Source organism: Armatimonadota bacterium, from assembly GCA_016125185.1.
GTDB lineage: Bacteria > Armatimonadota > Fimbriimonadia > Fimbriimonadales > Fimbriimonadaceae > Fimbriimonas.
In genome coordinates this window covers 113,612-126,252 of sequence record WGMG01000011.1, presented here as the reverse complement: position 1 = coordinate 126,252, position 12,641 = coordinate 113,612, and the positions used below count along the sequence as shown (strand labels likewise).

Sequence of the window (12,641 nt, the reverse complement as noted above, 5' to 3'; positions counted from 1 at the left end):
TTCGTTAGGATTGCCCAGACGACGTGTGCGAGTTTCCTTGCGCATGCGACGATGACGGTCTTTTTGGATTTGTGCCCATGAGCCTGGATTCTTTCGGCGTAGGCTTTAAAGGCCGCGTCTCTTTGCTTAGCCACGAGTGCACAGCGGTAGAGCGCTCTTCGCAGCCTTGGGTTTCCGTAAGGCTGGAGTCCGGTTTGGTTCAGGCTGGTTCCGGATCTTTTGGGGAGGGGGACGAGTCCTGCGGCCAAGGCGAGTTTTTCAGGCGTGGGGTAGGCGCAGACCGGTCCTACTTCACTCAGGATTTGCCGCGCGCTGGTCAGGGCGATGCCGGTAACGCTGGTAAGCCGTCTGGCTTGTCGTCCTAGTTCTTCGACGCTCTCTTCGAGTTTTTTCATCTTGGCTTCCAAATTCTGGATGGCGTGGCGGGTGACGGCCACCGCCATGTCGAGCTGTTCGCGCACCATCGTCAGAACTCCGGGCGATCCGGCTCTGTTTCTGAGCCTCGTCAAATCCTCGACGAACGCGTCTCTGGCTCTCACGAGTTGGAGGTAACAGAGATAGGGGTCCGGCCTTGGATTCCACTCTTCGGTTGACGCTCTTTGGAGTATAAGGACAAGCAGTAGGCATCGCCCGCATCGCTTTTGCCTCGCTTGCCCAACGAGAGCCGAAAGTGATGAGACTGGCTCGAGTCCACTACGCTCACATAGAAACCCCGAGACTGAAGGTAGCCAACGAGTTCCGACTCATAGCCGCCGGTATGCTCCAGACAGAAGCGCAGCCGCCCGCCAAGAGCAACCTCCCTTGCCCACTCCACTAAATGGTCGAAGCCTTCCGCCGTATTGGAAAAACCCTCCACATACGCTTTGCCGCGAAAGACGAAACAGACTCGAAAGTCCTTTGCCGAAACATCGATGCCGAAATGACGGTGTACCATAGGAATTGCCTAGGTCGCCCCGGATACTCAGTACGCCTCGAACTCCACGTCTCGTGTACGGCCTCGGTAGGGCTAAGATGCTGTGCGGGTTTGAAAGGCGACTGGGTGGAAGGGGCCTCATATCTAAGTTGCGGGTTCAAAACACATAGCCCAGGACGTGCTCACCTTCCACCACCCGAGCGTCCTCGGGAGGACCATCACAAAGAGTTTAAGACACGAGCCAGGGGTCAAACGCGCAGCGAAGCCGCGTTTGACCCCTGGTAATTGCCGTTCAAGAAAAGTCCGAGGAGTCCCGATAATCGGGACGACCCCGCCATTATGGCGGCCAAAACCATAGGTAGTTCGAACCATTCTTCACCCCCCTAACCTCGCAAAAATACCGGCAGATTTAGAATGACAGTGAGGGCGGACATAAAACGTTGCCCTGCCCTTGTTTTGCAAATTCCAAGCGGGATGTTTTGGACATGATCAACACTTCAATTAAGTACATTGTTTACACCCATTCGGGTGGAGGGGTTCGCCACCACCATTTCAGCACTCAGAACAACATCATCGACGAGGCCACAGGACACGCCTCCGCCGGTGACACGCTCAACGCCCTTGGCTTCGCCGTGCAGGACTTCAACGGGACTCCCGTGAATTTCGCCTTCATGTCGGTCAATGGCGCCGCCGATGGCAACCATCTCTACACGTCGCCGGGCAACCACACGGTTCCCGTCGGCACCACCGACATCGCAATCCTCGTCGTCTATGCGCCGCCCGGAGGCATCGGAGGTCCCCACGGCCCCGGAATCTGGGTCGACGCCTTCAATGTCGACACCGGCCAATTTTCGGACAGCCTGGACTTCATCAAAGTCCTCACGCCGCCCACCCCGCCCGACACCGTCGATGCGGCTGCCACCACGTTCAGCAACCAGGACGGAACCGTCCTCACCGACCACGCCGAAAACGTCCGCGCCAACACGCACGTCGATGGTGTGCCGTTCGTCGAGTGGAAGCAGATCGTCGGAGCCTCGACCATCCAAAATACGACCGATCTCCACCTCTCCGCCGGGCAAACCGGCCAGATTTGGTTCGCGTTCTACCAGACCACCGACACCTCGTCCCCCGGCGTGAAGATTGCCAAGATCGTTCAACTGATCAGTGCGGGAATCTTCGTCTGGACCGGTGACGACACGTGCGGCAACGGTGGACACTGGATCGGCCCAGGTCACGGCCCCGGCCCCGCACCGTTCAAGATCAGCCTTAGCCGCCAAGTCCTTGCCGGGCTATCGGCCGAACAGCAAAAGCAGGTCCGCGCGATTATGGCCGCCTACCCGAAACAGGCGGAGGCGGCGCTCAGCCAAATGTCCGACGCCCTCGGCTCGCTCCAATCGCTCAGCCAAATCCTGTCGAAAGGCAAGTCGATCGGCAAATAACCCTCAACCTCATCCCGGGCATCGGCCCGGGATGGCCTCCTAATTCTTTGGGAGCACAGGCGTCTCGCCTGTGTAATTGTCGGGCAGGTCAATAAGGATTCCCTTTCGGGGACTCTTAAACCTCAGAACCTCTGATCATAGATTGGTGTTCCGCCTCCCCCCTCCGGTTCGCTACGCTTACCGGCCCCCCTCAGGTGGGCAGCGTGGCTATTAGGCTCGATCTGAGTCAATTCCCACTCGTTCTATTGTAAATCTCCATATGTCGAGACTAAATTGCGCCGAATCGCCTTCGATCTCTGACTAACCACGCTACTCCCTGGGGAGGGTCCACAATGGAGCCTGCCACAAAGGCAGGATTCATGTGGAGTCGCTGAATGAAATGAAGCGGTGGGGAGGAGGTCTGGGAATAAGCCACTCCCTGAAGCTTAATCCCCAACCGTCGGACGAACCCGCGGTGTCACCGACGGACCATCCACGTGCGGTCCCTTCGCCGTCCACGTCAACCGATCGATCCGCAACGTCCGGCCATGCTTGTTATGCCCGTACATCGGGTCCCCTTCCGCATCCCATCCATGATAGGCGATCCACCACTCGCCCGACGGCAGCTCGAAAATCGTCTGATGCCCGGGGCTGTAAACCAAATCCTTCTTCCCCTCGATCAGCGGCTTCGCCGCTTTCTTATAGGGCCCCATCAAGGACGACGACGTCGCGTACCAAACCCGGTAGTTGGCATCCTTCTTCCACGACTGAAACCACCCGCCCGAGAAGAACAGCCAATACGTCCCGTCCCGCTTGATCAGCGTCGGCGCGTCCAAAATCCCCTGCTCGATCTTCCGATCGGCGTGCAAAAGGTCCTTCGCCTCACCCACTGTCTTCGAAAAATCCGGCGCGAGCTCGACGATCTTCAGCGCTCGCGGCGCTGCCTCCCGAATATACAGCAGGTACGTCTTGCCGTCCTCAAAGTACAGTGTCGCGTCGATCGCCCCGTCCTGCGACGGCCCCGAGTTCTCCGACACGCCCGGAACGAGAACCGCCAGATCGTGGAACGGACCGAGCGGACCATCGCCAATCGACACCGCCAAATCCCGCTTGTTCGTCGTCGGGTTCAGCGCCGAAAAGAAGAAATACCACTTGCCGTCATGCTTGTAAACCTCCGGCGCCCACATCTGACTGTGCGACCAAGACGGCTTTCCGACTGGATCAAGCACCGTCCAGTCCACCAAGTTCTTCGACGACATGACCTGAAATCCCTGCCCATTGCGCTGAGTCCCGTAAACGTAGAATGTCCCGCCGTCCTGCACCACAAACGGGTCGGGAAAGTTCGCGTTATAGACCGGGTTCGTGTAGGTTTCCTGGCTAGACATGGTCACCGCCATCAAAAGCAGACATAGCACTCTCTTACTATCCTCGATTTCTAAATAGGAATTGGGAGACCCGGCAACCCGGCCTCCCAATTCCAACTATCTTCTGACGAATGGCTGTTCCAACAACCACGAAAGAGCGCTCCCCTCCAAAGCTTGGAGGGGTGGCTCCGAGAATCGGAGACGGGGTGGATGGGAAAACCCTATCAAAGCTTTCCCCGCTAACTCCCTACCCTCCAGGCTTCGGAGCATTCATGTCCGGATGAAAATTCGCCCGTTCCTGCGACTCCTTCTTCCGAATCTCCTGCATCTTCTGAGGCGTGATCGGATTCTCCTCGGTCGAGCACCCCGCCGCCCCGAAGGCAAGCAGGGCGACGAGACCGATGGCTAAGGCACTTGCGACGCGTCGCATTGCCCCCATGATCCCCAGTAATTCAGGCCAAGTTCAGGATCAGCGTCCATCGTCGGGTTCGTGTCCGGGTTCACCCACGTTCCGCGGCTGTCCATATACACCCACTCGAAGAAGCCGAGTTGCTTGAATCGCAGCGCCTTTCGCTTCAGGAACTTCGCGTGGCCATCGGTGAATCCGTAGTTGCCGCCTTTCGCAAAATTGAAGCCGCCCCAAGAGATGTCTGCGTCATTCGCGTGCTTCGCTCCATCCGTAAAGTAGCTTCGACGCGGCGAGACGATGGCTTCTTTAACCGTCGTCGCACGAGATTGGAACAGCACGATGTCCGCGGGCTTGCTAACCGCCGTCGAAGACAAACGGCTCACACAGCCGTTCATCATGTAGCTGGTGCGGCCCGCCTTGGCGTTGTTCGGCACCGGAGCCCATTTCGGATCGGCGTCGTTCGGCGCCGACGGACTCACGAGCATATCCATGCTCTTGATGTACGGATACGTCTCTCGTCCCCAGTTCTGAACCACCAACGGGTCCATAAATCCAAGCGGAGCCTGGTTGGGGGGATCGCCGCCCGCACCCGCGCCATACGTGTTGCCGTAGAAGTTGGTCTGGCCCGTCCACGGTTCCATGGTGGACCAGTTACCCGCGTTTCCCGGCACCATTCCCTCGCCGTTCGCGACGAATACGTCGTCGTTGTCGGAAAGGTAAATGATCGCCGCGAGCGTGGTTTGTTTGACGTTGCTAAGGTCGGAAGCCTTCTTTGCCGCCGCTTTCGCCTGTGCGAAAACCGGAAAGAGGATTGCCGCCAGAATCGCAATAATCGCGATGACTACTAGAAGTTCTATGAGCGTAAATGCTTTATTTTTCATGGTCGTTACTCATCCTCGAGCGTTTTGATTGCAGGGTCGAAATCAGGATTGAAAGATCGTTTGAGGACCGGGCGATCGGCTGCCTCGGTCGGGTTCATCACGTAGTGAAGCCGCAGAACCAGGTCCTGCGCATAGTTGCCAAATCCCTTGCCAAACAGGTTGAAGCCGCCTCGATGGACGGCGTCGCGCTTCACCCCGACGCGGATTCGCACCGGCTGGTTGGGTCGAACGTTCGCCTGGGCCAAGGTGATGCCGGAAACCGGATTGCCGTCCAGCGACGAGCCCTCGCGGTCGATGGACCAAATCTTCAGCGCGCCGTACTGCGTCATGTGGTCGATCCACCACGACGGGTTTAGCGCGCCGCGCTTCGCGCCAAAGTCGCCCGGCGAGGTCCACGTGCCAACCTCGGTGTCGTTGACCCACAGCGTGATGTCCGAGGGCCAATCGTGGTTGTAATTCGGCGCTTCCGAGCAGGCTTCGCAGATGAATTCCATGCGAAGAATCTCGACCGCCGCCGGAAGAGAGTTTGGAAAGATGTATTCGACGTACCCGCCCGCCATCCAAAGAATTTCGGCCGTGGCCCGCTCGGGGTCCAAAAACGCTTGCGGAACATCGAGGAATCCGATGATCTTCTCGCGGTTCGCCAAACCGCACTGCGGCATCGCCTCCGCCACACTATATAGGCCAACCGGCATGGAAACTTCTTCCACCCGCTCCTCGACCTCGGCCGAACTCTCAAACGAAACGATCATCTGGTCGTAGCGAAGACGGCATCGTTTCTGCATGCCTTGCGTCCCCGGCAAGTACTCGCTCACCACGAGGCCAACCTGCTCCAAAATCTGCATATGTTTGCTGATCGTGGGTTGCGATAGGTTCAAATGAAGGCAAATCTCGTTGATGTTGCGATCGCCCGAAACTAGTAGAGAGAGGATTTCAAGACGGGTCTCAGAGCCCAGTGCCTTAAACACCTCGGCCCCCGCGCCCCCATTGACGTGCAGATAGTGCGAGTCGATTCTATTCCTCATCGGTGATCGAAATCTCCACTAAGCGAAGCGAAACCAGCGCCTTTGCTTAGTTACTGTGCTATATTATCACAGATAAGCGATGATTTCGAAAGAAATTTCGCCTCTACTCCCTCAAACAACCGCAATGGCCGATGTTTTGACCCCAAATATCGAGACTAAATCGGAGATTAGCTATACAAATCCGGTCTTTGAAAGCTACTTCGCCGACCCATTTGCGTGCCATTTTGGACCATTTTTCTATGCGGTCGGCACCGGAGGTGCCATCACCGACGACAACCGCGTGTTCCAACTCCTCCGCTCCGAAAACCTGGTCAACTGGACCTCGCTTGGCCTCGCCCTCATCAAACCCGAAGGATTCGAGGACGGTTGCTACTGGGCTCCCGAGATCACCGAAATCAATGGAACCTACTACATGGTCTACTCGGTTGGCCAAGGCGACAAAAACCACCAGATTCGGGTCGCCACCGCGCCGTCGCCCGAAGGCCCTTATCGCGACCAAGGCCAACTCACCGACCCCCAAATCCCCTTCGCCATCGACCCCCACATCTTCCTCCACACCGACGGCAATCACTACCTCTATTACGCAACCGACTTCCTCGATGGCGACCGCCCCGGCACCTCATTGGTGGTCGATCGCATGATCTCGCCAACCCAACTCGCCGGTCAGCCCGTCGTCGTGGCCCGCGCCACCAGCGACTGGCAACGCTACCAATCAAACCGTCCGATCTACGGCCAAACGCTCGACTGGCACACCCTCGAAGGCCCCAGCGTCGTGCGGCACGAGGGGCGAATCTACGTTTTCTACAGCGGCGGTAACTGGCAAAACGAGACCTATGGGGTCGACTTTGTCTCTGCCGACCACCCGCTCGGGCCGTACACCAACACCACCCAGGACCGCCCCCGAGTCCTGCGAACCATCCCCGGAAAAATCGAAGGCCCGGGTCACAACTCCATCGTCCTCGGCCCCGATAACCAAACCCTCGTCGCCGTTTACCACGCCTGGAACCCCGACCGATCCGCCCGCCTCATGCGCATCGACCCCATTCAATGGACACCCGACGGCCCCGTCATCGACGGTCCAAGCCTCAGTCAAAGGTCCATCTTCCGCCACGGGTAAGACCAAGCTACGCCCCAGCGGGGAGTCGGTAAACGAAGTGAACCGGAGGGGAGTCAAAATGACTCAACCCCAGGCATCAATGATTCAAAAACGTGCCTTCTCGCAACTCCGAAAACGCCTGCTGAAGCTCTTCCTGCGTGTTCATCACGATCGGCCCGTACCATGCGACCGGCTCCTGCAACGGCTTCCCAGAAATCAGCAAGAACCGAATCCCTACTTCGCCCGCCTGAACCTCCACCTCATCCCCACTGGAAAACAGGATCAAGGTTCGGTTGTCCGCCTCGGTCGGCGGAGCGCTCGTCTCCAGCCATTGGGTCCCCTCCGTCGGAACCGCTAGCGGAGCCGACGCATTGCTGAAGTGCCCCGATCCCGCAAACACGTAGGCAAACGCCTGTCGCCGGGTGTCCATCGGCAAGACCTTCCGCTTTCCGGGCGGTACCGACACATCCAGATAGATCGGATCGGCCGCGATGCCATCGACCGGTCCTCGCTTGCCCCAAAACTCGCCGCAGATGATCCGAACATGGGTCCCATCGTCGTCGATCATCGACGCGATCTCCTGCGATTGAATCTCCTGATACCTCGGCGCAGTCATCTTCAGCGACGACGGAAGGTTCGCCCAAAGCTGAAAGCCGTGCATCTGTCCAAGTTGATCGCCCATCGGCATTTCTTGGTGAATGATGCCTTGCCCCGCCGTCATCCATTGCACATCGCCCGGCGAAATCACCCCGTTGTTGCCCAGACTGTCGGCGTGCTCCACCGACCCCGCCAACACGTAGGTGATCGTCTCGATTCCCCGGTGCGGGTGCCAAGGGAACCCCGCCAAGTAGTCTTCAGGAATATCATTGCGAAAGTCGTCCAGAAGCAAAAATGGATCGAATTCGCTCGGATTCTCGAACCCGAAGGCGCGGCGAAGATGAACCCCCGCGCCCTCCAGCGTTGGTTTGGCTTTGACGATTTTCTGAACGGGGCGAATGGACATCGGGCGGCTCTCTAGTAGCCATGATACTTGGCTTTTCGGCCAAACAATCTCGGTTCCGAAATCCTGATTCGAGGTGTAGAATTCCCGCATGCCGACCCGCCGCCAAGTCCTGACCTCTGCCGCCGCCATCGCCGCCGCGCCCATCGTCAAAGGAATGCCCTTCGTTTACCAGCCGTCCGAGATCAAGCCGCTGGTCATCGCCAGCGGCAACGGCAATTCGGATAAGAACGGCGGTGACGAAACCTGTGTCCAGCGCGCGTTTCGCATGATCACCGGGGGCTCCGACGTCCTCGACGCCCTCATTGCCGGCGTCAATATCGTCGAGCTCGACCCCACCGATACCAGCGTTGGCTACGGTGGCATTCCCAACGCGGACGGCGTGGTCCAACTCGATTCGTGTTGCATGCACGGGCCGCGCAAATGGGCGGGCGGCGTAGCCTGCATCGAAGGCGTGAAGACCCCATCCAAGGTCGCGCAAATGGTCGCAAGCTCGACCGATCACCACCTCATCGTCGGCAAGGGCGCGACCGAGTTCGCCCGCAATATGGGCATGACCATCGAACCCGACCTCAACACCGAGCGAAGCCGCCAAATCTGGCTGGAATGGAAGCGCCGACTCGACCCCGAGCACTACTTGGACCCCAAGAAGCGCGGCGGCGAATCCTTGCGCGTGGCCCTCGAACTCGTGGCCGAGGGAATGATCGACCCCGAGCACCTATGGGGCACCATCAACTGCAATGGCATCAATAGCAAAGGCGAAATCTGCGGCGTCACCACCACCAGCGGACTTGCGTTCAAGATTCCTGGCCGGGTCGGCGACTCGCCAATCCTCGGCGCGGGCCTTTATGTCGACGGCGACGTCGGCGCTGCCGGTTCCACCGGGCGAGGCGAAGCCAATCTCTACGGACTCTGCTCCTACCTCATCGTCGAAGAAATGCGCCGCGGCGCTCACCCCAAAGACGCAGGCTTAACCGCCCTCAAGCGGGTCTCGCAAAACACGATCGAGAAGCGCCTCCTCAACGACCAGGGCCGCCCCAATTTCGGGCTCAACTTTTATGTGCTGGATGCCAAAGGTCGCCACGCTGGAGTCCACATGGCCGGTCGCTCCCGCTTCGCGGTCTGCGACGAAAATGGGCCTCGATTCGAAGACAGCACTCCGCTCTACGAAAGGTAAATGGAGTCCTCCCGCCACGTCTACGAGCGGCGGCTGAACGCCGTCATCGACCACATCGAAAGCCACTTCGACCAAGCCTTACCCCTCGAAACCCTGGCCGATCTAGCCCACTTTTCGCCCTTCCACTTCCACCGCATTTTCAAGGAGTACACCGGCGAAACTCCAAGCGTCTTTGTCCGGCGTCTGCGCCTGCAAAAGGCTCTCACGCAGATGGAGACGCCGTCCCGTCCCACCCTCACCGACATTGCCCTGGACTGCGGATTCGCCCAGTCGTCCGACTTCACCCGCGCCTTCCGCGAGGTCTATGGTTACCCACCAAGCCAGCATCGAAAGGGCCGGGCCGGCGAAGATAGCAAGATTAGACAAGACATTCTCGCGAACCGAGGCTATGGTAGTACTGGTTCGAAAGAATCAGGAGATCATTTTGTGGTGAGGGTCGAGGAACTGCCAGCAATACGATTCGCCTACGTGCGCGTCATCGGCGGCTTCCAACCCGACCGCCTCTTGTCTGGATTAGATCGACTCCTCACTTGGGGCAGGTCCAAGGGGATCTATCCAGGCGCGAGACTCGCCACCATCTCTCCCGATAATCCCGAATTCGTTCCTGTTTCACGCTACCGCCTCGACCTCTGCATGGAGGTCCCGAGCGGCTTCGCCGAAACCGATGAACTCTCGTACGCGACGGTCGCCAGCCAACGCTGTGCCATGCTCCATTGCCACGGCGACATTCACAAGGTTCATCGCGGCTGGACTCATCTGTTCGCCCACTGGCTCCCCGATAGCGGCTATGAGCCAACCGACGCTCCCAGCATGGAGATCTTTCGAAATTCCGACGACTCCCAGGGCTGGAGCATCCTCGATCTGGATTGCTGTGTCCCCGTTCGACCCCTCCGAAAAGAATCATGAAATCGATCCTTATCACCCTCATTAGCCTTGCTCTCGCCGTCTCGGCCCAAGCCGATCTGAAGAAAATCCAGGGCACATGGAAAGCCACCGCAGGGCAACTCGGCGATTTTTCCCTCCCGAAATCCCTTCTCGACAAAATGGTCCTGATCATCAAGGACGACACCTACGACTACGACGAGGGGCACGGCCACGACGTCGGCAAGCTCAAGGAGATCAAAGACTCCAAACCGTTGGCGATGGACATCATTGGCACCGAAGGACCGAATAAGGGCAAGACCATTCCTACGATCTACAAGCTCGAAGATAAGGTCTTGACGATCTGCTACGGCCTCGACGGCAAGCGCCCTAAGAGCTTCGAGGACAAGGGGAAACGAATCCTCCTGATGACGTTCAAGCTGCCCGAGTAGCCCGTCTTTAGGTTCGACTAACGCAACGAACAGGGCGGACTCCCCGTCCTGATTATTGGTCGAACCAATGGAATCGCCAACGCCACGCCAAACCACCAACGGCCCTCAGCCAATCCACCCCGCTATTCGTAAGGTGTGGCTTTTCTCGAATCTCATCTCCTACGCCATCATCGCCGTCATCACGTCGGCGGTCGAGTGGGGGCTGATCAAAGGCGACATCCTCCCCTGGTCGTTTCCCATTGCGATGCCGTTGTTTTGGCTTGGAATCGGAGTCCTTTCGGCCAGCCTGGTCAAACGGCAATGGGAGGTCTGGCGGTACGAAATCACGGATCAAGAGGTCATCCTTCGCCACGGCATCTGGAACCAAATCCAGCGCTTCGTACCCAGGGACCGCGTCCAGCACGTCGACATCACGTCGGGCCCGATCGCCCGTAAGTTCGGTCTGGTTCATGTCCATCTTTACGTGGCGGGAGCTCACGGCTCGGTGGGCGAGATTCCGGGTTTGACTCCGGACGAGGCTGAAGAGTTGCGAAAGATGCTGGTGGAGACTCAGGCCGACCATGTTTGACCAGCCGCGTCGCCTGCACTACGCCGCCGTCATCATCAAATTCGGCTCCTACTTCGTCTCGACCATCAAGTCGCTAGCCGCACCCATCGTCGCCATTTTCGTTTCGGGCCGCCATTCATCCGAAACCGACTTGGCGCTCAAAGTCGCGATTACCGTTGCCGCCGTCGGCGCCATCTCCATCATCAGCACGGTCATGCACTACTTCTCGACCACCTTCTTCATCGAGAACGAAGCGCTGGTGATCTCGACCGGTTTCATCTGGCGAAAGCGGCGAACCATCCCCCTGGCACGCATCCAGAACGTCAACATCGAACGAACCATCTGGCATCGTTTCCTCGGCGCGGCCGCTATCAAAGTCGAAACCGCCGCCGGGGCCAAGGCCGAAGGCGAACTGAGCGCGCTCTCCGTCGAAGACGCAAATAGCCTTCAATCTGCCCTCCTCAAACGTAGCGGCGGCCATCCAGCCGAAGAAGAATCCGCAGCCGCCAAAGCCGAGACGCTGTACGAGCTCAGCCCTCGACAGGTCCTTCTCGCCGGGGCACTGGGTAACCGCGCCGCCTATGTCATCGGCAGTATTGTCGCCGTATTCCAATTCGAAGGCTCCGGCAAGATCATCTCGCCCTTCTTTCACTGGCTGTCCCGTCAAAATCCGGTCATGGGCGCTCTGCTCGGCGCGCTTACCTTTGTCGGCCTTTTCGTCATCGGCTGGATTCTCTCCATCGTTATCTCCGCGACCCGTTACTACGGCTTCCGTATCGAGAAGCATGAACGGGGTCTCCTGCTCACCCATGGGCTCATCACCCAGTTCCGAAACATCGTGCCTGTTGGTAGGATCCAGGTTGTTCGCGTCGTCGAACCGATGCTGTACCGCCTCTTCGGTTACTGCGAACTGTACGCCGACACCGCCGGGTCGTTCGACACCAAAGACGTCGCTTCGGCTAACAAGATTTGCCCGATCATTCCCGAAAACGGGGCTGCTTCCATCGGTAAACTGCTCCTCCCCGAGTTCGAATTCGAGGCGTTGCGGTGGCGGCGCATCAGCCCAAAAAGCATCGCGCGATTTGCGTGGCAGCACTTCATCACCTGGGTCATCATGCTCTCGCTCCCGTTCGGATATTGGCTGCACTGGAACGCTCTTTGGCTAACTCCGTTCCTCGCCATTTGGTGCATCGTCGCCGCTATCATCAACTACCGGTACGTTGGCTACTCTTGGACCAACGACATCCTAGCCGCGCGGCGAGGCGTCCTGCGCAAGCAGGCGACCATCATCCCCTTCGACCGCATCCAGCACTATTCAATCCGCGCCACTTGGTTTCAGCGAATGCGAGGGCTAGCTTCGGTCACGGCTGTGAGCGCGGCGATGGGAGGACACTCGGTCCACGTCGTCGATGTCGATGCGAAGGACGCCGAAGAGATGCGGCAAACCATCGGCGCCGCAATCCGTACCCACCTCGGCTCTCGCCGCGGCGGACTCTAG

General features: G+C 58.6%; 14 protein-coding genes. 7 read left to right on the top strand and 7 right to left on the bottom strand.

The genetic code is table 11. The annotated features are described in order from the left end of the window. Both GC165_20570 and GC165_20565 read right to left on the bottom strand, forming a co-directional pair. A partial coding sequence (locus GC165_20570) for a transposase (protein MBI1335264.1) occupies positions 1-464 on the bottom strand: 464 nt, incomplete at its 3' end. A 71-nt stretch (positions 465-535) separates the two neighbouring features. After that, positions 536-934 (bottom strand): transposase, encoded by a 399-nt coding sequence (locus GC165_20565; protein ID MBI1335263.1) that lies wholly within the window; start codon positions 932-934, stop codon positions 536-538. A gap of 464 nt (positions 935-1,398) precedes the next feature. Between GC165_20565 and GC165_20560 the strand changes: the two genes are divergently transcribed. Next, positions 1,399-2,352 carry a hypothetical protein gene (locus GC165_20560; GenBank protein ID MBI1335262.1) on the top strand — a complete coding sequence of 318 codons (954 nt, stop codon included), beginning with the start codon at positions 1,399-1,401 and terminating at the stop codon, positions 2,350-2,352. A gap of 425 nt (positions 2,353-2,777) precedes the next feature. On the opposite strand, the gene GC165_20555 is transcribed toward GC165_20560, so the two are convergent. From GC165_20555 to GC165_20540, 4 genes are all read right to left on the bottom strand, one after another. After that, positions 2,778-3,746 (bottom strand): family 43 glycosylhydrolase, encoded by a 969-nt coding sequence (locus GC165_20555; protein MBI1335261.1) that lies wholly within the window; start codon positions 3,744-3,746, stop codon positions 2,778-2,780. A 196-nt stretch (positions 3,747-3,942) separates the two neighbouring features. After that, on the bottom strand, positions 3,943-4,125 hold the full coding sequence (locus tag GC165_20550; protein ID MBI1335260.1) for a hypothetical protein: 183 nt from the start codon (positions 4,123-4,125) through the stop codon (positions 3,943-3,945). Continuing rightward, a complete protein-coding gene (locus tag GC165_20545) occupies positions 4,101-4,985 on the bottom strand; it encodes a prepilin-type N-terminal cleavage/methylation domain-containing protein (protein MBI1335259.1) in 885 nt (294 codons plus the stop codon). The genes GC165_20550 and GC165_20545 overlap by 25 nt, the downstream gene beginning before the upstream one ends. Positions 4,986-4,990: 5 nt before the next feature. Continuing rightward, entirely contained in the window at positions 4,991-6,010 is a 1,020-nt protein-coding gene (locus GC165_20540) for a metalloregulator ArsR/SmtB family transcription factor (GenBank protein ID MBI1335258.1), read from the bottom strand. 124 nt (positions 6,011-6,134) lie between these two features. Between GC165_20540 and GC165_20535 the strand changes: the two genes are divergently transcribed. Then, complete coding sequence (locus GC165_20535) at positions 6,135-7,127, top strand: family 43 glycosylhydrolase (GenBank protein MBI1335257.1); 993 nt, start codon at positions 6,135-6,137, stop codon at positions 7,125-7,127. 76 nt (positions 7,128-7,203) lie between these two features. Here the strand turns inward: GC165_20535 and GC165_20530 are convergent, their stop codons facing one another. Further along, a complete protein-coding gene (locus GC165_20530; GenBank protein ID MBI1335256.1) occupies positions 7,204-8,109 on the bottom strand; it encodes a pirin family protein in 906 nt (301 codons plus the stop codon). Between the two features lie 88 nt (positions 8,110-8,197). Between GC165_20530 and GC165_20525 the strand changes: the two genes are divergently transcribed. From GC165_20525 to GC165_20505, 5 genes are all read left to right on the top strand, one after another. Next, complete coding sequence (locus GC165_20525; protein ID MBI1335255.1) at positions 8,198-9,283, top strand: asparaginase; 1,086 nt, start codon at positions 8,198-8,200, stop codon at positions 9,281-9,283. Continuing rightward, positions 9,284-10,189 (top strand): helix-turn-helix domain-containing protein, encoded by a 906-nt coding sequence (locus GC165_20520; GenBank protein ID MBI1335254.1) that lies wholly within the window; start codon positions 9,284-9,286, stop codon positions 10,187-10,189. Next, positions 10,186-10,596, top strand: coding sequence for a TIGR03067 domain-containing protein (locus tag GC165_20515; protein ID MBI1335253.1), 411 nt, complete (start codon positions 10,186-10,188; stop codon positions 10,594-10,596). Before GC165_20520 ends, GC165_20515 begins: the two co-directional genes overlap by 4 nt. Positions 10,597-10,663: 67 nt before the next feature. After that, entirely contained in the window at positions 10,664-11,164 is a 501-nt protein-coding gene (locus GC165_20510) for a PH domain-containing protein (protein ID MBI1335252.1), read from the top strand. Beyond that, a complete protein-coding gene (locus GC165_20505; protein ID MBI1335251.1) occupies positions 11,157-12,641 on the top strand; it encodes a PH domain-containing protein in 1,485 nt (494 codons plus the stop codon). The genes GC165_20510 and GC165_20505 overlap by 8 nt, the downstream gene beginning before the upstream one ends.

Coding starts and splice junctions, on each gene's coding strand:
- GC165_20565 (MBI1335263.1), bottom strand. CDS start 934: ATGGTACACCGTCATTTCGGCATCGATGTTTCGGCAAAGGACTTTCGA.
- GC165_20560 (MBI1335262.1), top strand. CDS start 1,399: ATGATCAACACTTCAATTAAGTACATTGTTTACACCCATTCGGGTGGA.
- GC165_20550 (MBI1335260.1), bottom strand. CDS start 4,125: ATGCGACGCGTCGCAAGTGCCTTAGCCATCGGTCTCGTCGCCCTGCTT.
- GC165_20545 (MBI1335259.1), bottom strand. CDS start 4,985: ATGAAAAATAAAGCATTTACGCTCATAGAACTTCTAGTAGTCATCGCG.
- GC165_20540 (MBI1335258.1), bottom strand. CDS start 6,010: ATGAGGAATAGAATCGACTCGCACTATCTGCACGTCAATGGGGGCGCG.
- GC165_20535 (MBI1335257.1), top strand. CDS start 6,135: ATGGCCGATGTTTTGACCCCAAATATCGAGACTAAATCGGAGATTAGC.
- GC165_20530 (MBI1335256.1), bottom strand. CDS start 8,109: ATGTCCATTCGCCCCGTTCAGAAAATCGTCAAAGCCAAACCAACGCTG.
- GC165_20525 (MBI1335255.1), top strand. CDS start 8,198: ATGCCGACCCGCCGCCAAGTCCTGACCTCTGCCGCCGCCATCGCCGCC.
- GC165_20520 (MBI1335254.1), top strand. CDS start 9,284: ATGGAGTCCTCCCGCCACGTCTACGAGCGGCGGCTGAACGCCGTCATC.
- GC165_20515 (MBI1335253.1), top strand. CDS start 10,186: ATGAAATCGATCCTTATCACCCTCATTAGCCTTGCTCTCGCCGTCTCG.
- GC165_20510 (MBI1335252.1), top strand. CDS start 10,664: ATGGAATCGCCAACGCCACGCCAAACCACCAACGGCCCTCAGCCAATC.
- GC165_20505 (MBI1335251.1), top strand. CDS start 11,157: ATGTTTGACCAGCCGCGTCGCCTGCACTACGCCGCCGTCATCATCAAA.